Source organism: Psychrobacillus sp. NPDC096623 (genome assembly GCF_044762655.1).
Taxonomy (GTDB): domain Bacteria; phylum Bacillota; class Bacilli; order Bacillales_A; family Planococcaceae; genus Psychrobacillus.
Window position 1 is genome coordinate 743,243 of sequence record NZ_JBIWER010000001.1, and the last position, 24,917, is coordinate 768,159.

At 37.3% G+C, this 24,917-nt stretch carries 20 protein-coding genes; all 20 read right to left on the reverse strand.

Annotated elements, in window-relative coordinates; genetic code table 11:
* Positions 1-125: 125 nt before the first annotated feature.
* The 20 genes from ACIQX2_RS03445 to ACIQX2_RS03540 all read right to left on the reverse strand — a co-directional run bounded on the left by ACIQX2_RS03445 (position 126) and on the right by ACIQX2_RS03540 (position 24,403).
* Entirely contained in the window at positions 126-1,253 is a 1,128-nt protein-coding gene (locus ACIQX2_RS03445; protein WP_402846978.1) for an acetylornithine transaminase, read from the reverse strand.
* Positions 1,250-2,029: an acetylglutamate kinase gene (argB, locus tag ACIQX2_RS03450; protein WP_402846979.1), complete on the reverse strand. Its 780-nt coding sequence runs from the start codon at positions 2,027-2,029 to the stop codon at positions 1,250-1,252. The genes ACIQX2_RS03445 and argB overlap by 4 nt, the downstream gene beginning before the upstream one ends.
* A complete protein-coding gene (argJ, locus tag ACIQX2_RS03455) occupies positions 1,992-3,218 on the reverse strand; it encodes a bifunctional ornithine acetyltransferase/N-acetylglutamate synthase (RefSeq protein WP_402846981.1) in 1,227 nt (408 codons plus the stop codon). Before argJ ends, argB begins: the two co-directional genes overlap by 38 nt.
* Positions 3,219-3,236: 18 nt before the next feature.
* The gene (argC, locus tag ACIQX2_RS03460; RefSeq protein WP_402846983.1) at positions 3,237-4,271 is read right to left on the reverse strand and encodes an N-acetyl-gamma-glutamyl-phosphate reductase; all 1,035 of its coding nucleotides are present in this window, start codon (positions 4,269-4,271) and stop codon (positions 3,237-3,239) included.
* A 134-nt stretch (positions 4,272-4,405) separates the two neighbouring features.
* Positions 4,406-5,086, reverse strand: coding sequence for a DUF4956 domain-containing protein (locus ACIQX2_RS03465; RefSeq protein WP_402846985.1), 681 nt, complete (start codon positions 5,084-5,086; stop codon positions 4,406-4,408).
* 19 nt (positions 5,087-5,105) lie between these two features.
* Positions 5,106-5,816 (reverse strand): polyphosphate polymerase domain-containing protein, encoded by a 711-nt coding sequence (locus tag ACIQX2_RS03470; RefSeq protein WP_402846987.1) that lies wholly within the window; start codon positions 5,814-5,816, stop codon positions 5,106-5,108.
* 1 nt (position 5,817) lies between these two features.
* Positions 5,818-8,907: an exopolysaccharide Pel transporter PelG gene (pelG, locus tag ACIQX2_RS03475; protein WP_402846989.1), complete on the reverse strand. Its 3,090-nt coding sequence runs from the start codon at positions 8,905-8,907 to the stop codon at positions 5,818-5,820.
* Complete coding sequence (pelF, locus tag ACIQX2_RS03480) at positions 8,879-10,324, reverse strand: GT4 family glycosyltransferase PelF (RefSeq protein WP_402846991.1); 1,446 nt, start codon at positions 10,322-10,324, stop codon at positions 8,879-8,881. Before pelF ends, pelG begins: the two co-directional genes overlap by 29 nt.
* Before the next feature lie 5 nt (positions 10,325-10,329).
* Positions 10,330-12,159, reverse strand: a complete 1,830-nt coding sequence (locus ACIQX2_RS03485; protein ID WP_402846994.1) for a DUF2194 domain-containing protein — start codon at positions 12,157-12,159, stop codon at positions 10,330-10,332.
* Positions 12,134-13,051 carry a hypothetical protein gene (locus tag ACIQX2_RS03490; RefSeq protein WP_402846997.1) on the reverse strand — a complete coding sequence of 306 codons (918 nt, stop codon included), beginning with the start codon at positions 13,049-13,051 and terminating at the stop codon, positions 12,134-12,136. Before ACIQX2_RS03490 ends, ACIQX2_RS03485 begins: the two co-directional genes overlap by 26 nt.
* Positions 13,048-15,231 (reverse strand): NAD-dependent epimerase/dehydratase family protein, encoded by a 2,184-nt coding sequence (locus ACIQX2_RS03495; RefSeq protein ID WP_402847000.1) that lies wholly within the window; start codon positions 15,229-15,231, stop codon positions 13,048-13,050. The genes ACIQX2_RS03490 and ACIQX2_RS03495 overlap by 4 nt, the downstream gene beginning before the upstream one ends.
* Positions 15,232-15,270: 39 nt before the next feature.
* Positions 15,271-16,494, reverse strand: coding sequence for a right-handed parallel beta-helix repeat-containing protein (locus ACIQX2_RS03500; protein ID WP_402847004.1), 1,224 nt, complete (start codon positions 16,492-16,494; stop codon positions 15,271-15,273).
* A 296-nt stretch (positions 16,495-16,790) separates the two neighbouring features.
* Positions 16,791-17,693: an anti-sigma factor domain-containing protein gene (locus ACIQX2_RS03505; RefSeq protein WP_402847007.1), complete on the reverse strand. Its 903-nt coding sequence runs from the start codon at positions 17,691-17,693 to the stop codon at positions 16,791-16,793.
* The gene (gene sigI / locus ACIQX2_RS03510) at positions 17,693-18,442 is read right to left on the reverse strand and encodes an RNA polymerase sigma-I factor (protein ID WP_402847010.1); all 750 of its coding nucleotides are present in this window, start codon (positions 18,440-18,442) and stop codon (positions 17,693-17,695) included. Before sigI ends, ACIQX2_RS03505 begins: the two co-directional genes overlap by 1 nt.
* Positions 18,443-18,614: 172 nt before the next feature.
* Positions 18,615-19,292, reverse strand: coding sequence for a hypothetical protein (locus ACIQX2_RS03515; protein ID WP_402847012.1), 678 nt, complete (start codon positions 19,290-19,292; stop codon positions 18,615-18,617).
* Between the two features lie 216 nt (positions 19,293-19,508).
* Complete coding sequence (locus ACIQX2_RS03520) at positions 19,509-20,429, reverse strand: DMT family transporter (protein ID WP_402847014.1); 921 nt, start codon at positions 20,427-20,429, stop codon at positions 19,509-19,511.
* 15 nt (positions 20,430-20,444) lie between these two features.
* The gene (gene panF / locus ACIQX2_RS03525) at positions 20,445-21,893 is read right to left on the reverse strand and encodes a sodium/pantothenate symporter (protein WP_402847016.1); all 1,449 of its coding nucleotides are present in this window, start codon (positions 21,891-21,893) and stop codon (positions 20,445-20,447) included.
* Positions 21,890-22,150 carry a YhdT family protein gene (locus ACIQX2_RS03530; protein WP_402847018.1) on the reverse strand — a complete coding sequence of 87 codons (261 nt, stop codon included), beginning with the start codon at positions 22,148-22,150 and terminating at the stop codon, positions 21,890-21,892. The genes panF and ACIQX2_RS03530 overlap by 4 nt, the downstream gene beginning before the upstream one ends.
* Positions 22,151-22,467: 317 nt before the next feature.
* Positions 22,468-23,727, reverse strand: a complete 1,260-nt coding sequence (locus tag ACIQX2_RS03535) for an efflux RND transporter periplasmic adaptor subunit (RefSeq protein ID WP_402847020.1) — start codon at positions 23,725-23,727, stop codon at positions 22,468-22,470.
* The gene (locus ACIQX2_RS03540) at positions 23,720-24,403 is read right to left on the reverse strand and encodes a hypothetical protein (RefSeq protein ID WP_402847021.1); all 684 of its coding nucleotides are present in this window, start codon (positions 24,401-24,403) and stop codon (positions 23,720-23,722) included. Before ACIQX2_RS03540 ends, ACIQX2_RS03535 begins: the two co-directional genes overlap by 8 nt.
* Positions 24,404-24,917 lie beyond the last annotated feature (514 nt).

Genomic DNA, 24,917 nt, shown 5'->3' on the forward strand with positions numbered 1-24,917 from the left:
ATTTTTTGGAAGGCAATACTATCGACAATACAATAAAGGACCCACCGAAAACGGAGGGTCCTTGGTTTGTGAATAGCGGTTCGCTGAGCGCTTTAATTCAAAGGTGATACTTATTGATAAAGTGTTTATTTACTTAAGATTGATTGTAAGATGTCGACGGCTTGGTCGATTTCTTCGGTTGTTACGGTAAGTGGTGGCAATAGTCGAATGACGTTTGGTCCTGCTGAAACTAATAAAAGACCGGCTTCGTCGGCGGCAGTTATGTATGCTACGACCTCTTCTTTGCAGACGATGCCGAGTAGTAAACCAGAGCCAACAACATTATAAGTTGGTAAAACTTCATTTAATTTTTCAATAAAGTAAGCCGATTTTTTATTTACCTCACCTATAAATTCCGGTGCAAATACGTTATCCAATACAGTCTGTGCGACAGCGACTGCTAGAGGATTCCCTCCGAAGGTCGTGCCGTGTGTGCCTGGACCTAATGAATCGTGTAGAGCTGCTGTTCCGAGCATTGCTCCGATTGGGAAGCCTCCACCTAGACCTTTTGCTAACGTCAAGATGTCAGGTTTCAATACGGTTTGCTCGTAGGCGTAGCGGGTACCTGTGCGACTAATGCCTGTTTGAACTTCGTCTACGATAAGTAAAATTTCTTTGGCATCGCAAATGTCCGAGATGGCTTGAGCGAATTCCGGCGTTACTTGGTTGACGCCGCCTTCTCCTTGGATTACTTCGAGCATGATTGCCCCGACTTCATCGTCGATAACTGCTTCGAGGGCTGCGAGGTCGTTGAATGGGACGGTTTTGAACGTCTCGAGCAATGGACCGAAGCCGTTTCGTATTTTGTCTTGTCCAGTAGCAGACATTGCGCCGAATGTGCGACCGTGAAATGATTTTTCAAAGGTGATGATCGTGTGCTTTCCGGCATGCTTGCGTGCTAGCTTGATAGCTGCTTCGTTTGCCTCTGCTCCACTGTTACAGAAAAAGGCATGAGAGAAGTGTGTATCCTTTACAAGAGTTTCAGCAAGTTTTTCTTGTTCTGGATTTTCGAATAAATTCGAGATATGCCAGAGTTTTTCACTTTGCTCTTGAATCGCTTGGACTATCGCAGGATGCGTGTGTCCCAGACTGAGCACGGCTATACCGCTTGTGAAATCGAGATAGTCTTTTCCCTTGTCGTCTGTGACGATAGTACCCTTCCCTTTGACAAGGTGAATAGGTCGGCGAGTATAGTTTTGGAATAAAGAGCTCATGAGTATACCTCCTGCTGCAAAATGGTTGTGCCGGAAAGCTGATCACCGACGATTTCGACGGATGGAATGCCCGCCGAAAGACAGTCAAGAGCGGCTGTTACTTTTGGTATCATTCCTCCGTAAATATCACCAGACGTGATCCACTCTGTAATTTTTTCAGAAGTAGCGATTTCTTGTACTTCTCCATCTATTTTTACACCTGGTGTGTCGGTAACGAGTTGCAGACTATCTGCTTTAATCGCTAATGCGACTTCGCTAGCTACTGTGTCGGCATTGATGTTCAGTGGATCTCCATCTGCTGTGCAACCAATGCTAGAAATGACAGGAGTAATACCTTTCTTCAGTAATGTTTCAATAAATGAGGTATTCACCTGTTGGATTTCTCCAACAAAACCGTACGTTGCTTCATCTAATATTGTGCACTGCAACAGCTGACTATCGTATCCACTAAGACCGACTGCCTGAATTCCGCTTTTATTCAGCTGATGAACTAGTGCTGGATTTACTTGACCGACTAGTGTTGACTGAACGATTCCGATTGCTTCCGCGGATGTTACTCGTATTCCGTTGATAGAAGTAGTCGAAATTTTATTATTAGCAAGGGCTTTATTGATAGCTGGTCCTCCACCATGAACGATAACGAATTCATTGCCTTCTAACTGAAGTTTTTTGAAATTGATGAAGAAGTTATCGTTTAATCCCTCGAGCATACTACCGCCAAGTTTGATGACGATGCGTTTAGGAGCGGTAAGTTGCGTTGATTTGGACGTAGTCATATGTCAAATCGCACCCCCATGCAGTTCCTTGACCATTACCTTGATGAATATCGACAAAAATTTTCACTTCTGGCTGCTTCAAATAAACAATTAAATCCTCTTCTGAGAAAGGAACTGGCTCGCCGTTTTCTACTACTTTTGTTGTACCGAGAAGAATCGTAATCGCGTTTGGATGGATCGTTGCTCCACTATAGCCTACTGCAGCAATGATTCTTCCCCAGTTCGCATCGTTTCCGAAGATAGCGGTTTTAACGAGTGGTGAACCGACTACGGTTTTGGCAATTTTACGAGCTTCTGAATCCGTGATGGCACCTTTTACTTCCACTTCGATTAACTTTGTTGCGCCTTCTCCGTCTTTAGCAATCATCTTCGCTAAGTCCTGTGACACGGTGTGCAAGGTTTGCACGAAATTTTCCCAATCTGGATGGTCTGGGGTTAATGAATTATTTTGTGCCATTCCATTTGCCATCACGATGACCATATCATTTGTCGATGTGTCACCGTCTACAGTAATTGCATTAAAAGTCACATCGGTGATCGCTTTTAGTGCGTCCTGCAGATGGTTGGATTCGATATTTGCATCCGTAGTAATAAAACCAAGCATCGTCGCCATATTTGGTTCAATCATGCCAGAACCTTTTGCAGTTCCTGCGATAATTACCTCTTTACCGTCAATGATTGTGGAATAAGTTGTGTTTTTCGTAACTGTATCTGTTGTCATGATCGCTAATGAAAAGTCGATTGCACCTTCCAGTTCATCTACTGGCTCTAATGATTGTATTCCTGTTGTTACTGGCTCCATTTTCATAAGCTCACCGATTACTCCAGTGGATGCAACGCCAATTAGGGATGGATCTACTCCTAGTTTTTCCGCTGTTAGTTTTTGCATTGTGTAGGCGTCTGCCATTCCTTGTTTTCCAGTGCAAGCATTGGCATTCCCAGCGTTGACGATGATTGCTTGCATTTTTCCTGTTTCATATACCACATCTTTTGTGATGAGTAATGGTGCCGCTTTGATAGCATTTGTTGTGAAAACTCCCGCTACACTTGCAGGTACGTCGCTAACAAGTAGAGCGAGATCCTTTTTCTTATGCTTTAAACCGCAATGGATTCCAGTTGCTTGGAAGCCCTTTGGGGAAGCGATGTTTTTATAAGAGATACTTTTCATCGCCATTGTTTTTGTCGTCATCGGTTATTCCTCCTTTTTCTAAATGAATAGTGGGACTTGCTGAAGACCAGTCGTTTGGTCGAGATTGAATTGTACATTCATATTTTGAATTGCCTGGCCAGCTGCTCCTTTTACGAGATTGTCGATGACCGAAACGATTGTTGCACGGTTTGTGCGTGGGTCGACTTTTACGTGAATATCACAGAAATTAGAACCGTATACTTGATTGGTACCGAATTTGTTCGTTTCGTCAATGATTCGGACGAAGGGATCATATGCATATGTTTCTTTCAATGCATTTATCAATTGTTGTTCAGTTACGTTCGATTCAAGCGGAGCGTAGCTTGTTGCTAGAATTCCTCTCGTCATTGGTACGAGATGGGTCGTAAAAGTGATCGGTGTTGACTCTCCCGCAAACATTTTAATCGCTTGTTCAATTTCGGGTATATGCTGGTGTTGATGAATTTTATAAATAGCCGTGTTTTCGTTTGTTTCGCTGAAGTGCGTCATTTGAGAAGGTTTGTTACCTGCTCCTGACACACCACTTTTTGCATCTATGATTAAATTTGTTGTGTCTATTAAGTTATCTTTTAAGAGTGGCAATAAAGAAAGCAATACCGCTGTTGGATAGCATCCTGGGTTTGCGATTAGATCGGCTTGCATAATCGCAGCTTCGTTCCACTCTGTTAAACCATACACGCTTTTTTCAATTGCGTCTGATGGGGCGGGTGTTTTTTTATACCATTGCTCGTAATCGATTGGGTTTTTCAAACGGAAGTCACCCGACAAATCAATAAGTTTTGGACCACTTCCTATTAAAGAAGGTAAAATCCCGGTAGATACCCCTGAGGGAGTACTCGTAAAAATGACGTCATATTCTGTTAGTCTATTATGTTCAATCGCTAGAAGCGCTTGATTGTAAATATTCATTAAATGTGTATATTTATTCGAAAATTGCATTCCTTCATCAGAAGAAGTGAATAAATCAATACGCTCGGCTTCGGGATGATTATGCAATAGCCTTATTAACTCCAGACCACCATAACCTGTAGCTCCTATAATTCCTATTTTCATCCTCATCACTCCAAACGTAAGATAATGATTAGTATAATACTGCATAATTATAAAGTCAATTGTATTTTTAATAATTGTTGAATATATTAGCAACCAAAAACCCTTCGATATGAACGAAGGGCTTAAAATTACTACTATTGAGCATAATCTCCCGTATAATTTACAAGAGAACAGGATTCTACTCCATCTGTTTGATCCATTATACGCATGAAGGAGGTATTATCATCCTTTAAGTTTACTTCGACTGTTTGTTCGGTGTAGCCATTACGGATAGTTTTAGATTTTAATGTCGTGTTTAGTTTTCTAAGTTGAACTCTAATTTCATCCGTCGCTTCGTCTGTATGTCGAATAATCAGCAAGTACGTTTGCTGTTTTATTTTCTTTCTAGATAACCATGCCAGTGTGATACCAAATGCTAATGAGCCTATTAGTGCTAACGGGTACATTTTAGCTCCTGTAGCGATGCCAGCTGCAATTGCCCAAAACATATATACAATGTCTAGCGGGTCTTTAACCGCTGTTCGGAAACGCACAATACTCAGTGCTCCTACCATCCCAAGTGATAGAATGATATTCGTACTTATTGTCATGATGATTAATGTTGTAATCATCGTCATTAACACAAATGAAGCATTATAATTATAGCTATATACTACTCCACGAAAGAATTTTTTATACACATAAAATATGATCATTCCAATTGCAAACGAGCAGATAAGTCCTAAAAATATATCAATATATGAAACTGCTCGAAATGCCTCCAGATGCAGCACACTCTTTTTAAATACATCTTGAAAATTTACTGTTTCATCCAAATTGAACTCCCCCAAAGTATTATTGTTTAAAATGCCTGATATTATTCTCTCTACAAATCACGTATTTAGAAATTGCAGAACGAACAAACTGATCTGGGTGGACAATTTGCCTAACGTTGTCTGGTAGGAACTGATCGAATTTCACTTCTAATATCGTTTGTTCTGGAAGTAAAATTTCCTCGTACACTAACTCTTTATTAAACAAGTCTACTCCGTTGATCCCTGCAGCTAATTTTTTATCAAATGTTACACGCACATTGCCAAGTTCATAAATATAGGCCTCTCTCATATAGTCCACAATAACTCTAGGTTGAAATCCGCGGTATTTCAATGCAGCATAGAAATCCTTTAATAAATGATGTTCTTTTTTTACAAGAACGTCAGCATCTCCCTGTAAAATTGCTTCATATTCTGAAAGTGATAGAGGCGCAGATTCTTTACTAATAAAATCTCCGTATTTACTTTTCCGCTCGAGACTAATTTTTTTATCACTCCCGTTATAAATGCGAATACGGTATTTCTCCCTACTAAATACACCGTTATTTTTATCATTAAGTGCATGATCATGGATTCCATCGAAATACAAACTCCGTATGTTGTAGCCTTCCTCATTCTTTGAGTTTATATCTAAAGTAAGGAGAGATGCGACTTTTTGGCGAAGTGCAAAATAGTCTTTTATATTTAAGTAATATTTCATTTCGTTCCGAAATTTTCTTCCTTTAATCGTCATTTCACTCCACCTCAAATTCTCTTATGCCATAGAAATTATTGCCTTCCTCGTCCATGTATATATCAAAGGATGACTGTTCATTTCCTTTGCTATCTGTTACTGTCACTTTCCAAAAGTATTTTCCTGGAGGTAGTTTTCCTATAGTGAAGTAATTCTCTTTAAGTCCCTTTTTCTCAACGACGATATCCGTAAACAATGGATCAGTTGCAACCGACACATTATATAGTAGATTGTCCATTTGAAGATCATAGGATATAACCCATGACAACATAATTTCTTCCTTGTTTACAACGATGTCGTCCATATAGAACGGCTTTGGCTTCTGTAAATCCTCATAAAATCGTTGCTTTGCACGATCAGGTGTATTCCTAATAAGCTGCAAATCATTTTCAAAATTTGTATTTACTCCAGGTAAGTAGTTGCTATCTGGTTGGCGAAACAGAAATGGCTTAACCACTTCTTCATAAGATGCTAGCTGCTTATCAATCGTCTCTCGGTTAATAACTTCTGAGAGTTCCTCCACCTTATCAATTAGATTATGAACATTTTTTTCACTGCGGAAATAACGATTAAATAGTTCATTTCCCCATAAGTTACTAATCCCTGCTTGATAAGGTCTAATCGATTCACTTTTTCTTTGAAGTTCCCATCCACCATCATAATCCCAAGGTAGAATGAACCATTTCTCTGAGTTCAAAGGGGAATATAGATAAAAATTATTTGCGTCTGTATCCATATTATCCATGAGAATATTAATCGCAGCCCACGTCATTAAATTATCAAGATCAAAATGTTTTTCTATTACATCTTCAATTGGTATAGCCTTATTATTCACGTCATCAAGCATAGCGATCAGCTTGTCATGCTCTTCTCGTCCCTTTACCTCGAGAATCGTTTCGAATTGTTTTTTATCATACGTTGGATCTGTATGAGATTTTATGAACTCCGGGTAACGATAAAATTCAAAAAACGATACTTTATATAAGTAGCCGTTTGGGTCTAGCCAATGATTTTTTAAAAACATTTCGTTAGGTTGCTCGATTTGTGTATACAAACCGTAATCTTCATATGTTCCATTATTATTTGTTGTCATATCTTTTACATAAAGATGTATAAATTGCGTCCGAAGACTAGTGATATTCGGTATGTTCTCCATTAAATCAAAGCTTAGTTTGTTTCGAACTCTACTCAAATCAGAAATATGCTTGTTTAAATTTATCGTGCGTTGATCTCGCCAGAGACCTGCACTATCAAATAGCTTGAGCTTGTAAGATTTTTGAGCAGCATAGCGAGCGGTATTTCCTCTTATACTAATTTTAGCGTTAGCCTCCACTGCTCCGTGTCCAAACATTCCTTCAATTGACCCTTTTCCATCATCTAGACCTTCTGACATAATAATATCAAGGGACTCTTCACTATAGCGATCGGTGATTCTATTTAATGCATACCAATCTACATCCTGCTTTTTCTCCGATTTTTTTGGCAATATCGTTATATAAAGTGTTTTTATCGACCCATCCTCGTCTCGTTCATAGAGCCTTTTGTCGTCGAGCAACTTGTCGTCTCCACCAATTTCTATTTGTTCTTCTGCAATTTCCTGTGTTTGCAACGAACTACCTGATTCTTTATCTGAACATCCTACTAAGAAAAGAAAAGAAGATAGCACTATTCCAAAAAGAGAGAGTACTTTCTTTTTCTTCATTGTCTTCATAGATACAGGCTGAGATAGAAACGTATAATAATCGATACGGGAAAGTACATATAATAAACGAGCAATCGTACAAACTAGCATTAAAAAGGAAGAAACAAACATTCCTAACCCGTCAATTCCCATTTGAATCGTTGCGATTGTAAGAAACCCATTTAGAACAAAATATAGCGCACTTATCGCCAGCACACCTTTCCGATCATCAAAATACATAAGTGCATGAATCATTACGAATGCAATAATAAAGAAGAAGTAGCCTAGGCATAATAAGATATATAAATCTAATTGGTTCATCGAAAATCCGATCTTAGGCAGATAAATAATACCAAAAGCAATTGCCAATGCAGTAAATAATAACTGTGCTTCTACTAAGAAACCGACTCGATGTAATAATACACTTTGCATTTTCGTTTTAGCGTTATTCATACTTTTATATGTACCGCCATTTAATACATTCTTATAGTAATTTACGAAGCTTTCATAAAAGTCAGTTTCCACTACTATTACAAACAGTACAAGCGATGGTACTACGGATAAATAAGCATAAAATACCGGTAAATCATAAAATGGTGCTAGTAAGTACCTCTCGGCGACCAACATGCTTTGCCCTGAGAATAGCCAATACATAAAATTATGTACATACACGCTACTATAGAGAAAGAAACCACTAAATAGGATAATCGGATATTTTCTAAATGTAGAGAAGAACGCAAAATAGTTCTTCTTTTTATCTCTTGGAAAGACCTGTTCAAAATGGTACATTCCCATTGCAACAATAACTAAAAATCCAACATCCATCCCTATTATTGCACTAATAACTGGACTCACTAATGCAAGTCTGAATACTAAAAAACTAACAATAAGCGAGATGAAAACTCCGATTGTGAACGCTCTTACAATTCGTTTGTAATCCTTTAGGGCAGACATATATACGTTTTGAATCCAAATTATTATCAATTCGATAAAAAATATATATGCAGTACTTTTGTATCCCAAACTTTCGTCTACACCATATAAAAATACAGCAGTAGTAATACCCGCTACCGGTAAAACTACTATTAATGCACCGTAAAATGAGGATATAATCTGGTCATAATTTTTTTGATACAGCATATCCGCCACATGTCGTGTCAACACCATATTAATCCCACCCGTAAACATGATGGAAAATATAAAGCTGTAGGTCATTGTAGATATGAATAATTGTCTGTCAAAAAAACTCCCCGCATTTGCACTCATCAATTGCTGTTGAACTATTACTAAAAAAATACAAAGAATCATTGGTCCAATAGTGGTCATAGATGAATAAGCATAGGCCTTTAGATTTCCGACAATTCCTTCTTCCTGGTACAACTTACGAAGTTCGAAGCCTATACCCGCCATTCTCTTCCCCCCCTAATGAATGATAGATTTCACGATAGTTTGCGATAAATTCACTTCGTTTGTATTCATTTTTCACACGTTCAAAACCATTTTTTCCATATGTTTCTCTGAGTTTTCTATCCTGGCATAATTTAATAACGTAGCCAGCAATTTCTTCATAGTTCATAACGGATGCTACAAATCCAGCTGCCCCGTAAGTGTCATCTGGTCCTCCATATATCAATTCCTTACACCCTCCTACGTTTGTACAGACAAATGGCTTGGCACTTGCTAATCCCTCTAAGATCGCTAAGGGCTGCCCTTCACTTATACTAGTAAGAATCATTACATCCATTTCCACAATATAGTCCTTGACTTGTACCATACCTGTGAAAATAACATCCTCTACTCCAAGGGATTTGACCATTTGCTTACATTCTTCATCATAAATCTTGTCTTCCTCTGAAGGACCCATAATATATAGCACAGAATTAGGTACTTGTTGTTTCACTAAAGCAAAACTTTGAATCATAGTTTTGATATCCTTGATAGGAACCACTCGTATTACTGCTCCAATTCGAATGATTTCATCGTCTTTTTCAGCAACTACATTGTTAAAACTTTCTATATCCACACCATTAGGGATGATACGTATCTTCTCTGCTTTACAGCCTAGTTCGATCTCTATTTCCTTGTTTCTATTGAAAAGTGTAATGACTTGGTCGGCCGATTCGTAAATTGAACTTGAAAGCGTGTAAAAGTAGTTAATCCATAAGTCTTTAAAATAACCTTTGAGCCAATCCGCTTTAATAATTTCTTCCTCCCGCTCCCGCGAATAAATACCATGTTCTGTTAGTATTACTGGCTTGTTGTATAAATGCTTCGCTAAACTTGCAATAACTCCAGCGTAACCAGTAGAAACGGAATGATAAACATCTGCTTCGGGAATATTATGTCTTATCGTTAAGAAAAGGGGTAAGATCATTGAACTAAGCGTCCAAAATAACTCTGTAAAAGGAACTTCGGAATATGTATTCTTCCCTAGCTCCTCTACCAAGTCAAAATAATCAGTACTAGTTAGAAAATCTCCTACATTCCTAAACTTTTCACTGCGAATCAAGTCAAATAGCGCTCCCCAGTTTAAGGTTTTCTGTCCATTAATCAATGCAGCTAGACAGCCTTTTTCAGCTGCACTAAGGTTATAACGCTTCCCCCATCTTTTGTCCTCATACATATATTCATCTAAGAAAACTTCCTTCACTTCTATTAAGTTAGGGGGAAGTTCATAACGAAATTGTCCCCTTTTTTTTGTATCTGCTCCGATGGCAAAAATGACGAATTCATGCTCCTTCATTTCATTAATAATTGAGTGAATCCAGCTAGAAACACCGCCAGATACATACGGATAGGATCCTTCCACTATTAAACAAATTCTCAAGCTTTTCACTCCAACTCTATTTTAAATTCTGAGTTTTTTGCACTTACTAAATAAACGTCTTCATCAATTTCCATAACCTCGCAATTATGAAGTCTTTTAATTTTTTTATCTGTTCTAAAAATGTATGAAGTCTCTGTTTTATAATTTACGATGGAAGCAGAAACACTATCTTCCTCCATTTTCCAACTAATTTGTGTTTGAAGTGTATTTCCCATATTTAATGCTGCCTCTGTTGCTGTCATAGGTCGTACCCAAGGATATGTTTCATGTACTCTGTCCATATACTGATTAAATTGGAGATATAGATCTTCCCAACCCATATCATTTCCTCTGTCATTACTAATCACATCGTCTGGGTGAACAAAGTGAGAAAATACACCAACACCCGTCATCGTATTAGTTTCAGCCCAATGATTATATATATCATCATAGTAACCAGAAGTAATCCGTGGCATTTCAAGAATGTTATCCTTTGCTATTTCGAATTCCTGAATATATGATATGTTTTCTGCATCCTCTCCATAAAGAGAAGAAATAACTGTTACATCTGGCCAACCTTTTTTTAAAGCTTCTCTACCTTCTGGAGAGAGTACATTTGAAGGAGGGACGTATGCAGTAACGGTATAGGATGGGAATGCAGACTTTGTATACTCCACTAACTCTTCTATGGCTTCCGTCATATCTTCTTCGTTTTTCCACGCTTTGTATCCGAACTTATTAGATACTGCAGGGTTTAAAACTAATGACTGATGATTGTATCCATGAAATGCTAGTTCTCCTCCACTTTTAATAATTTCCCGACCATAGGATATTAGGTTACTACCTTCGATATCATTTGAATTGTTGAATGGGGGACTAATCCGATCATTGTAAGATTCTATCAATGCACCTGTGTATTTCATATTATATTTTCTAGAAACCATTAGCATATTGGGCCACCAAACCTCCCTAAAAAAGGCTGGAGTTCCCAGTTTGTATTCATCATAGATTATGTCATTTTTTCCTTGTGCAATTGGTGCCGGAAAATCATCTATAAAAAATACTTTCGAGTTAAAAATTGTATAAATAAAGTTTGGCTCCAGCAGACTTAAGGCACCTGTGAAAAATCCTCGATTAATCTTCTCCGATAACAACGTACCGTTAAATGACATAAATGCTCCCTGTCCATATTCACTTCTCCAAAGCAAAGGAACTTTCTTATCGCTTTCAGCCAATAATTCTGCTTTTTCATCCAAATCCACCATTACGGATATATTGCTCATAAAATCTTCTTCGATTAAGAGATCCTTTTCTCCAATAAGTACATTGGAAGTTAAATATATTCCTTTAGTTTCTATTGAATTCCCAAAAGAAGTTACGCCGAATAATCTATACAGCATTTGATATTCCGCATCTATTTCCAAATAAGACATGAAAAAAATATAGCCCCCGTTATATACAAATTGTTCAATCTCCTCGGAAGTTCCTATATTTACAATTTCATTGGTAGCCAGAATAACAACGTCACATTTCTCTAGTTCTGGCAGTTCGACATTGATATCTATACTTATCGTTTTTTTCTGCATATAGTCCAAAGACTTTATAGCATTTGCTGAAAGCTTGCTGCTATATTCCTCTTGTTCATTGGAAATAACACAATAATTATTTCCTTCTAATTCAGTTAGCTCTGCTGTCGGTAATGCGGTAAATGCCTGCGCCGTTTGCTGTGCTAAGCTTTCATTTTTTTGAAATTTCAATACAAATTGGGAGCGGGAGAGTTGGAGCATTATACCGATCAGCAAAACTAGAGCAATAATTATATATAACTTTTTAGAGAAATTGTTTTGTACTTCCATAGTCCAATCCCCCTGACCAATAACGGACAATTGTTAACGCGCGATTAGAAAGCCTTACGCGTGATTTCATTAAGTCCTCTAAAACCTCTAACATATTTGTTGTAGCTCGAGTTGTATAATAGAGATTTAACAAATTTAAGTATGGATTTTCTTCATTAGGATATTTATTCAAATACTGTCGACAGGTTTGCTCCGCTTTAATATATTCTTTCATTTCCATTTCGGTTTTAAATTTTTCTTCAAATATATCCATATCTTCTCCGCCATTGACAATAATTTGAGTAAGGATATGAATATACGTATATTTATATTTTCTAAGTGTTTGATTGTCCAAGAATCCGCTCAATAAATATTTATTTATTACTTGTGCATAGGCCTTTGCTACTTGTGTATCTTCTTTATGTTGTTCAAATTTTACGGATAGCTCTTGAAGTGAAATAGATAGTTTCCTTTTTACCTCCATAACCGCTGAAACGGCATAGTGAGAAGTTTCTGTATCCTCGTTTAGCACCGCCATTTTGATCACATCAATATATTGAATCGCGTCTTCCTTTAATACATCAATCATTACTTTTCTTCTCGTCATGTAATTATTAACTAAAAGAGCATCCTCGATTGGTATAACACTGAGTTCTTTTTCTTTATTCATCTTTGAATGTGTTACATGTACCTCTATATCTATATTTTCTTCCTGCTGCTTCATGTACTCACTAAATAATTGTCCTTTGTTCGTAATCCATGCTTTCGGCCATACAACTGGAAATAACCATCCGACAACAGGAAGAAATGATACGATTGTCATCCTCAACAACCATTCCTTCCAACTTTTTTTAGATGAAAATACTATGATAATTGCACTTACGACTAAGTAGAAAAGGTAATAGAGAATCATACTGCCCCCTCCTCTATCCAGTTTAGTCGAATTCCATGTTGTTCAAATCTGTTGAGAACAGCTTCTCCATCCACATAATCGGTATTGGATAACAGGACAAAAAAGTTGTCGTCCTCCAGTTGGCCAATATAATCTGTTTCTCTCAGTAGACCAGATAGTTGGTTCGCATAATCCGATAACGGTTTTTCATTTAAGAGACCTTGTAAAAGTAGGAATGGCGTTTTGTATTTTAACTGCGCCTCTTTCTTATTTTCCAATATTTCAAAGAACACATTTTTTGTTAAAATACGTGTATTCGGTATATAGCGACTCATTTCTGTTGCTTCAATATACGCAAAAGCTTTAGCTAGTGCAGACTCTACAAGTTGGGTCGTTACCATAAAGAGATTTTCGTAATGCAGTGAAAATCTATCAAATTTCAAATCATTTATCGTTATAATGGCAGATAATTTACCTTCAAAGTAAAGTGGAGTGGCCATTAATGGCAATGTAACGTCTAGCTCTTTATTAACAAATACGTTGCCCTTTCTCATCAGGTACTGAACGTATTCAGACTTCTCCACATCCAGTGATTTAACCACTGACATTTTATCGTCATTGGAGTGTGCGACTAATCTTAAGAATGATTGCTCTTTATTCATCACATAAATTGATACGTTTTGGACATTCATAATCATTTGTATAACGTGAATCGTGCGGTTTAAAACTTTTTCTGGCTCTAGCCATTCTAGTTCTTTAATAATCGAATAAACTTTACCAAAGCTATCTCCACTATTGAGCACCCGTAATTGAAGTTCATCCTTCACTTCTTTCATCTCGGAGTAAATGTCATAAAGGAAGGTGTAACGTTCTTCTGTCTCCAATAATTTTTCTTTTTGTTCTTTTAACTTGTTATTTTTACTTTGTGTTGTGTACCCAACTACTAAGCCAATAAATAAAAATAAGGACGTTTGGAAAAAGAAGGATGTATCATAGAGCAGCGATATAATTTCTCTACCAGTTTGAAGTTTTTCCATTGTTAGTAGAAGAACTGATAAAGCTACTGCGATAAAGGATTGACGATTTCCATACACAATGCCAATTAAAACAATGTAGAAAATGCTTACATTAACAGCACTAAGCATACTAAACTGCTCAGTCAGAACGAACAGGCAAACAATTGCATATAAAAACGCATTCTCTAGGTAAGGCTGAATTGGCTTATAAAGCTTGGATGGTTCATATTTAGACTTTGGTTTCTGATGTGCTCTTTTCCTTTGACTAAGCTTTTCCTCCAGTGCCCAGTCATATGTCTGCTTTAATCCTTGCCGTAGACTATACATCGGACTCCAATCCAAGGCATCTTTCACTTTGTCATTACTTAAAACCGAATTGTAAATATCTCCGTTTCTGGATGCTGTGTAACTAAATTCTAAATCTCTATGAAACTCTTCTAGATGAAGAACTAGGTCATTAACACTTTCTTGTGTGTTCGTTGACAAATTATAAACACCTTCTAACAGGTCTGTGTTAGAAGCTCTATACAATGCATCAGCTACATCTTTTACAAATATAAAATCTCTCGTTTGTTTTCCATCTCCATGGATTTCTATTGGTTTTTCGTCTAAGACTTTTCTCAAAAAAGTGGATACTACTCCACCTTCACCTTCACTACTTTGCCTTGGTCCATATACATTAGAAAAACGAAAACATATGCTAGTAAAACCATATAATTCGTCCCATTTCTTACAGTAAGTCTCGCCCATCCATTTACTAATGCCGTAAGGTGATATGGGATTGAGATAAGCATCTTCTTTAATCGGCAACTCCTCGGTAGCTCCATATACAGCGGCAGACGAAGCAAATAGAAATTTTTTCACACCATACTTATTTGATAAATTGAGCATATTCACTAAACCTACAAGATTAATATCCATATCCTCTATTGGATTTTGAATAGATTTTTGTACACTTACCTGTGCAGCAAGATGAATAACTACATCAAATCGGTAGGATTTAAATATTTCTTCACACTTTGGATCTTGCACCGAAAGATGATAATTTTTGTTTTTAATCGTTACATTTTCTTTTTTCCCTGAAGATAGATTATCTATAATGAATACATCATATCCTTCTTTGAAATATCTTTCTGCCACATGAGAACCTATAAAGCCAAAACCACCAGTTATTAATACTCTCATTTGCCTGTCCCCCATTTTTACTCTGGTAATTCATAAAAGTTATTTCTCTATATCTTTAACTAACTTATTTATACGGTTTTCAATACTATTCGGAGTTCTTGTTTGCTTGTTAATCTGGTAAACACGATTGTTTTTGAATACATTATTTATCCCGTTGTGACCTTGCTGAATTGCTATTTGTCCTGGTGAGATGTAAATATAATTGTTTGTAAACTCATTGTTAGAAACATTATTTTGTACAGTGATTTCTCCATAGCCTTCTCTTCTAATGTCATTATGCTTAAAAATATTGTTGAAAATGAAATTTTTATATGCTCCCCCGTTTACTTTGGTAGAACCTCCCATAATTAGTCCTGCGCCGTTATTGTTAACAATCACATTGTTTTTCACAATTATGAACGAAGTGTTTTTAAGAAAATTTTCACTTGCTAACTCGATTCCAAAATCATTTTCGTAAACTAAATTATTTTCGATTGTTATATTAGTTGACCCATCCGCATAAATTCCCCCCGCAGCAAAACTGCCTTCGTAGGCTGGGTTATTTCCAGAACTATTTTGGTATACTCGATTGTGTGCAATAAAACCTTTCCTTGCCTGATCACTACATTTATCCTCGCATGCGTTATAGTAACCAGCGACATCTATTCCAATATTGTTATTGTGGTGAATATCATTTTGTGTAATTGTAAATCCTTCAATATTTCCTGATAGGGTAAGTGCCTCACTCCAACCAAGCGTCAAGTGGTGAATATTATTTTGGTTAATAACTATATTCGCTATTCCCTTTTGATCGTTACCATAGAATAAAATTCCATGAGCATTCCCTTTCTTTGCCCTATTTTCAATATGATGAATATTATTACCCACTAGATGAATATTACTTCCTGTCCCACTGACAAGAATTCCAGCTGGATACTTTTCACTGCTATTAACAATTAAATTTCGTAGCTCAAATCCTATAATTTTTAAGTACTCTATATTTTCCAAATGGAACATCGCCTTATTTCCACTTTTGAAGGATATGCTTTCTCCGTCCAATATAACTTTTTCTTGTGGAAATGCTTGGAAGATGATATATCCTTTTTCTTTGGATCCTGAGTTAGTAATTTTAATTGTCTCTGAGTAAATACCACCTCGAACAAACACTGTTTCACCAGCTTCTAACTCATTTGCAGCCTTCTGAATCGTTCTCCAAGGAGCTCCAATTGATCCATCATTTCCGTCATTTCCGGTTAGCGATACAAAATAAATATCTTTTTCCAAGTTACTAGCAAACACCTCCAATGGAGAACTTAAATATATTGAATAGATAGAAACTACCATAAATAAACTTAAATAAAGTTTATTACAGGTATTATTACTCCTGAAAAAACCCATTTTTTTAAGACACCTCCCAAACAACAGGTTCTTTTTTACTAATTTTCAGTTAGTATAACAGGGTAATTTAAATTAATCTATATTATATTTGACTATTCTGACTATTTACGATAAGATTCGCCCTTTTATTACAAACAAATATAAAAAAAGAGCGTTTCTTGCACGCTCTTTTTTATATTTATTTAATTTTTATTGCTATTATTGGATTTATTTTCTTTGTTAGGATTGTCTTTATTGTTGGAGTCATTGTTTTTATTCGGATTATTTCCATTGTTCGATTTTTCTTGGCCTTTTTTCTTTTCTTGACCAGGAATGTTGTTGGAATTATTGGATGGTTTGTTTTCTTTTGGCTGCTGTTCTTTTTTGACTTTTGGTTCGTTATCTTTTACTGGTGTGTCTTTTTTGGATTTTGGTTCATTTTTACTTTCTTTATTATCAAACTGTTTTTGCGTATTTTTTTGTTCTTTATTTGGCTTTTGTACCTTTTCCTCTTTCTTAATTTGTCCAGGGGGTATAGCTTCAGACTTTGGATTTTTCGGTTTTGGCTCCACTGAATTTTTTTCGGAAGAAGGTTTTCCTTTTTGTACTTTTTGGACTGCTTTTTCAATTTGTTTATTTAACTTTGGTTTATCTTCTTTTTCATAAACGGTTGTGACAGCTAGCTTCTTCTCTTCGGCTCCAACTTGATCGACTGCTTTTGTAAGTACGAGGTCGAGTGACTGACCTTCCCAATCTTTTAGCGAACCTTCAGTTGAGTGAAGGGAAATCACTTTTCCATCCTCATCGATCCCGATTTCAATCTTTGAGTCACCTTCTACATTAATGTAGGCATAGGCTGGAGTTGTTTGGGGAAACCATGATGAGACTAAAATTATGAGAAGCATTGCAGCTATTAAGGCTGGAGCTATGAAAATTGGTTTCATCCGTTTTGGAGCTGTGACGTTAGCAATTAAATAAAATTCCACTTCTTCCCCTATTTGAACAGCTCTATTAAGTGGGGTTCCACGAAGAAACTCGCCATCTTCTGTAAGGAAAACAGAGTAGGACTCTTTCTTTTCGCAAACAATGCCCTTATATTTGCGCATCATATGATTTCTCCTTTCACATAGTCTTTTATATAAACAAAGTCACTGTTTAGTAGAAGTACGACAGCAATTATGTATTTCCGTTGCCGTTCCAAAGTCTTTCTCGATACTTCCACCAGTGCTTCTATTTCTTTCAAAGGTAGTTTTTTGTTTTCTATAAATAGTTCATACAGTTCTTCTGAATGTGCAATAATTTGTGCAGTTTGAAAAGCTGTTTTTCTTGCGTCTTTATGCTTCGGTGCTGCTTTTGTGAGCTCGTCGAAAGATAGGTTGAAGCTCGATAATAATTTGCTATATTTTATTAGTTCTTCTCGTCTTGTTTCATTAACTTGTTCTTCTGAATATGTAGTTACTGCCTGCTCTTTTACTAAAAAATGATCGTCCTCTGACTCATTTTCACCTCTATCAAAGAGAAGTTCCTTTTTGTGTCGAACTGTTTCTTTTCGAATAAAGTCAATGAGGCGCCTTTTAATAATTAAGTGGGCAAAAGTTTGAAAGGAAGTATTTTCGGTTGCGTTGTATGCATGAATTGCTTCATGACATCCATTTAAGGCGATGCTGTATTCTTCGTCCTGTTCATCTATAGGACGTTTGCAGATGAAACTAGCTGTTTTTTTTGAAAATTGGGTATGGGCAAGAAGGAGGTCATTTAAGACCTCCTTATCACCTGCTTGCGCTTTTGTTATAAGCTCTTGCGTATTTTGTTTTGGTTTTGTTTTGAATAGACCTTGCATCATTGACAAGAGCATACATACCCTCCGTTCCCATGTTCGCTTAGCCTATAATTATACGTTAGCTGAGCGAAGAATGAAAAGCGGTTCTATTTTTGTTTGATTATTTTGCTAAATTACTAGACGAAATTAAAAGTATCTACACGATTTATCTCATCTTAATAAAATAGTGTTTTATTTTGTTATGGATTTATTTTTGGTCTTTGTTCTTTTTGTTTTGTTGTTTTTCAGCTTTGTGTTCTTCTTTTAAAGCTTTCTTTTCAGCTTTGTGTTCTTCTTGTAGTGCTTTACGTTCTTCTTTTTGTTCTTGTTGTAGAGCTTTTCTTTCCTCTTTTTCAGCATGTTTTGTTTCTTTTACTGGTTGTTTAACTACAGGAGTTTCTTCTTTTGGTGTCTCTTCTTTTGGTGTCTCTGCAACTGGTTCTTCTACTACAGGAGTTTCTGTAACTGGCTCTTCAGCTTTTGGTTCTTCTTGTTCTGGTGTTTCAGGAACCTCAGCTTGTTCAGCTTCGAATTTTGCGATTGCGCGTTCTGCATTACGTTTGATCGCTGCTTTAGCTGTTTCATTTCCAGCATTTTCATACGCTTTGGAAAGTGCTGCTAAGTTTCCAGCAGTATATCCTTCAGGAATTTCAATGTCCCACGTCACTTTTTCCTCTGTTGCGGGAGGTGTTGTAGTTTCCGGTGTTGTAGTTTCTGGTGTTGTAGTTTTCGGTGCTTCAACAGTTTCAGTTTCTTTTTGATTAAGTACTTTGCTTAAATCTACCGTATCAAACAGATTTTCGTTTGCCCAAGCATAACTTGCTCCCGTTACCGTCATTGTTGCTACTAATAGAGCTGCTCCAGTTTTCTTAAATTTCATCTGCATTGTTTTATCACCTCGTGTTGTATTTGCCCATTTTGTTCGGACACTTAGTTATTCGAAGGGCTTGTCTTTTTTGTGGGGGTCGGATGAAAATATTTTTTTACTAGCGGATTATTGGTGGATACTTGCGGTTGTGAGGAGGTTACTTGCTCTGGGGAAGTTCTTACTCTCGGAGCGAATATTCAAAGACTTCACCCCATAAAAAAGAACGCACAATACTTATGCGTTCGATTTCTGACGTATTTGCTGGCGTTTTTTCCATAGATCTTCGGCTGCCCCTGAGCCTAGCATAACGCCTGCGATGATTAAGATAAGTCCAAGGAAATGGTTGAGGTGCAACACCTCTCCTAAAAATAGAGCAGAAATGATTAATGAAAATACTGGGTTTAAGTTCATGAATATTGCTGCTTTCGTTGCACCAGCTTGGCCCACTGCGTAATTGTACATAAGGTGTCCAACTGCGGTACAGACGATTGCAGACGCTAAAAATATTATCCAAAAGTTTGAAGTTGTCGACGAAAATTGTTTGATGGCACCGGGCTCTTGAATGAGACTGATAACAATTAGAATGATTGCACCAATTATTAGCATATAGGCTGTAAGTAAACGCGGATCCAATGTTTTTGCGGCCTTGCTCACGACCATAAAGCTTAATACCTGTACAAGTATCGATAGGAATACATAGAAATCCCCTAGATTTGCACCCATCGTCTCACTACCTACTAGGATGGATACCGCAACCCCCGCTAGACCAAGTACTACTCCTAGCCACTGCACTTTTGAAGGGAAATATTTCAATATAATCGCTGCTGAAATTGCCGTTAGCATTGGTCCAGTTCCTAGTATTAATCCCCCGTGAGTTGCACTTGTGATGGACAATCCCATGTTTAGAAAGTAGTGATGGATCACTACGTTGGTCAGCGTTCCGAGTAAAATGTACTTCCATTCACTGGGCGTTGGTTTACGCAGTAGCTTCATTTTCCATAAAATTAATACTACGACTAAGCCTGCTACAAGTATTCGAAATGCGGTAAGTGTTACGGGCGCGACTTCCTCGACCATATATTTGAGTAGTGATACGTTAGCTCCCCAAGCGAACATGACAAATACGAGCATCGCATATATTTTCCATTGATTCATCTGAGGATCTCCTTATTAAAATATATATTTTGTTTTATTTATTAATAAACTGAATGACACGTAGGCAATTAACGATAGGATAACAGGGATTACCACCGTATGTATATCAAATAGATTGCCGTATGCTTCGTTATAAAAATGTAGTGCTATATATGAAACAATTCCTGTGATCATGGAAGCTATCGCCCCATATTTGTTGCCATACGACCAGTATAAGCCTAGCACTATTGGCCATATAAAGGCTGCTTCGAGTCCTCCAAACGCAAATAAGTTTAAGAAGATGAGTAGTTCTGGCGGATTCAATGCTAATAAAAAGACGATCGTTCCTAAAAGGGTTGTTACCCCAAAACTCAAGTTTTTTACTCTCTTCTCCGTGGCATTTGGGTTTATATAGTTAATATAAACATCTTTAACAATAGAAGAACTCACTAAAATAAGTAGAGAATCTACTGTTGACATAATTGCTGCAAGTGGCGCAGCAAGTACGATCCCTGCAAGCCATGCAGGGAGAATCTTCAGTGCAACAAGTGGAATTACTGTATCTGCCACTTCAATTCCTGGCATTACTGGTCGAGCAAATATGCCGATAAGATGCATATTCAGCATAATAAAACCTGTTACAAGCGTTCCAATTACTAGTGCACGATGCATGGAGCGTGTGTTTTTGTAGGACATTGCACGCACTGCCATTTGTGGAAGCCCAACAACTCCTACACCTACAAGTATCCAAAAAGATGATACATAGGCGGCAGAAAGATTGCCTTCATTGCCATATGGAGTTACCAGTTTTGGATTTTCGTTCAAAAGGTCCTGCATAATATTTGGCACACCACCACCAGCGATGATAACTGCGATTAGTAACACGAGCGTACCAATTACCATGACACCGCCTTGTACGGCATCTGTCACCGCCACTGCTCTGAAGCCTCCAATGACTACGTATACAAGAACCGATACAGCGAAAATAAATAATGCTGTCGTATATTGCAAGCCGGTGAGCGACTCGATTAAACGACTGCCACCAACCCACTGCGCTGTCATTGCGGAAAACAAAAAGATTATAATACTGGCTGCTGCAAGTAGTACAACTACTTTACTATTGCCATAACGGACTTTTAGAAAATCTATTAGCGTGATTGCGTTATATTTTCGAGCTAATATTGCAAACTTTTTTCCAAGAACAAGCAGAACAAAATAGCCTGTCACTACTTGTGTCATCGCAAGCAATACCCAACCAAAGCCCATCGTGTATGCAGTTCCAGGACCGCCTAGGAAACTCGAGGCACTACCATACGTAGCAACCATCGTCATTGCCAAAACAAATCCTCCAAGCTCACGTCCACCTAAAAAGTACTCCTGTAAAAAACCGCCTGTCGAGGATTCTAATTTCTTACTAGACCAAAAACCAATGAAAAATATAATGGCAAGAAAAACAATCATCGGGATGATTACTTGTATATTCACTGTTCATCCCCCTCTTCCTCTAACGAAACATCCTTTAAGACGTATTTTGCAAGAATAATAACTGTAATTGCCACAAGGACAAAACCGATAATGCAGCTATAAAAAAACCAATCCGGAAATCCGAGAATATAGGAATACTCCTCTACCGGCTTTGAACCAAGCCCATATGCAAATCCAAACCACCATATAAAATGCACGATCGCGAGCACTACACCAATTAATGCCTCCCGATGTGCAATCTTAAATCTAGGATCCATCTAATCCACCCCTACCGTTCATAATGTTTCACTTTAGTATAACGAAGTTGAATGCAGTTGTTAATAGTTGGCTGTGAAAAAGGTTTTGAAGAGGAGATTATGTTGGAGGCGGGGCTTACGTATAAAGTTAATTTACTCTCGCTCTTGACCTACTTACTCTCGCTTAACTTTTTTTACTCTCGTTTCTGGCCGATTACTCTCGTTCGCCACCTTTTTACTCTTACATGGATGCAATTTACTCTCGTACAGCGTTTTTCTCCATATTTCCTACATAACAAAACCGAAAAGCTGGATGCTTTCCGGTTTGTAATCTGTATTTATTTGTAGGTTAAGTATTTTACGTAGTCTTTCCAGTGGACAGATTTGATGCTATTCCAAGTTGGAAGGTCTAGCGGGAATGGCAAGAATGCTTCAGCGCCGTCTGTTTTTAGGTCTGCGTTGAGGACGACGTTACCAGTACTTAGTCCTTCTGAAATAATCGCATACTGCTTCAAATCGAATGGTACGGTAACAGGTGTACGAGCAATTCTGCCGTCACTTGTGAGTGTGTATACCTCCGCAGTATTTGCGGAGCGGTTTAGTAGCCATTTCGAATTTATTTGTACAGCGTTTTCTGCTTGGTTTGTAATGATTACTGAGTTTATATTTGCCGCAAAAGGCAAGGCTTCTAGTTGTTCAGCTAATTGAATCCGTATTTCATAGACAGGTTCGTCCATTTTATGTTCAAATTGTTCATATGCTGTTAGCCATTTAGATGCATTCGCAGGCACTTGAGTTTTGGTAGAAATGCTTCCTTCTACTACTCCTTCACGGTGGGTTGAGTAATTTTTCACGAATTGTCCTTCTGCGATATCGTGCCATTCAGACTCTTTAGCGTAAGTGATGACAAATTTTTCATCTGCAAATAAGTGTATGAAATACTTTCCATTCCGTTCTTCGATAGTCGAAACCGTACCATTTATGGGGCTCAATAAAGAAAGTTCTCCTGAATTTTGTGCAAGCTGCGCATCGACTATTTGAAGTTTACGATCTACCTCTGCTAGTTTTTGCTTCGCTTCCGCTATTCCTTGGGCAAAATTTCCATCTTGGGATACATTGACATCGACTTGAACATTTACATCCACAATCTCATCAGTCGTTCCACCAGTTGCCTGGCCATTGCTTGATGAACTCGAATCTGCTCCATAACGGTCGGATTCAAGATCACTAATAATGTCTTCTAACTCTGACTGCTCCTGTATATAAGCTTGTTGCTCTGTTTCCCATAATAATCGCTGATCTTCTGCAGAATCGGTTTTGAGTGTTGCAAGGTCCACACCTTCATTCACATAATCTCCCTCTGAGACTACGATATCATTAACAGCTTCTACATCCATCGCAACGGTCGTCTCATTTGCAGGAACTACGATAGACTCTTTTTCCAGTTCTTCGGCATATGTATTTTCAGACACACGTTCATATTCACTTAGGTAAAATGTTCGGCTAATTTGACTTTTATCCGAATAGATGAGGATTGCATTCGCCCCGATAAAAGTAGCGACAACTATGGATATCCCAATAGTTAACCATTTATTCATTTGGTTTGCCCCCTTCGACCCATGATTGAATTGGGAGTACTTCAAAGCCTGCTGTGATCAAGGCTAATATTAGTTGAATTGCTAGTAATAGTAGGAAAAGATTTCGAACTGAAATCGTTGTAAAAGCTCGTAGAAAATGTAACTGAATTGCGATTATCAATCCGCTAATTAGAGATAATTCATTAAAGAAATAGTTTACATATGAATGCTCGATAAATGTTGCCGCTAGTGGACCAAATGAGAGAACTGAATAATCCGTTGCGTAGCCAACTACTGCATATAAGAAATAGTTAAATGCTTTTTCCATTAATAAAAGAGCTACGACGAATAATTGTAGTATCGCTACTTTAGATAAATCTACTTTCGTAATTTTATGTAAGATAAACCCAATGACAAAGAAATGAAAACCCATATATAATAAGGACCAAAAAATTGTTCCTATTAAAGATACGATTCTAGCAATCGTAAAAGTATCCTCGAAGCCGTTGACAAAAATAGCGGTTAGTTCTTCCGTATGTAATCCCCAAATATCTCTCAGGGCGTATAGTAGGACTCCTAATATTGCAACGAACCAGACGCGACTTTGAAAGTCTCGCATCGTTGCATCATTCTTTAACGATGCAATGAGATCATTTCTATTGAAAAGATATTTCCAAAATCGAAATTCAAAAAACATTCAAGTGTTCCCCCTCTTATGGTTGAACAGTTACTTCCACAAAATAGTGGTGCTGTTGGTGTTACAACGAACTGTTTCGATGATTTTAGTTCAGCTGTTGCTGGAACTATAAACCCCTTCAACTCATTTCCCTCTTTTTAATATCTATAAACCTATCATAACTGAAATTTAATGGAACTGCAGAGATTTCTATACTTTTTGTCATTAAAAATAAAACAATCGTCAGAAATAGCGGTTGACTTATTTGACGATTGGAAAGATGGCCAGAAAACCTTTCAACTTACAAGCAGCATTCCTTTTACGATTATATCAAAGCAGTTGCAACTTGTTTCAACCTTTAATTATTTTAATGATTAATTCCTGTCGATTTAGGAGATTCTATATGTAACCTTTCAGATTAATAAACGACAAATTGAATAATCGAGTTATTTCCCGGGAAATTGACAGCAAAGGAGTTTATGTAAATGAAAATCGACAAGTTTGGATTTAATTGGAGGGATATTTTGTTTGGAGT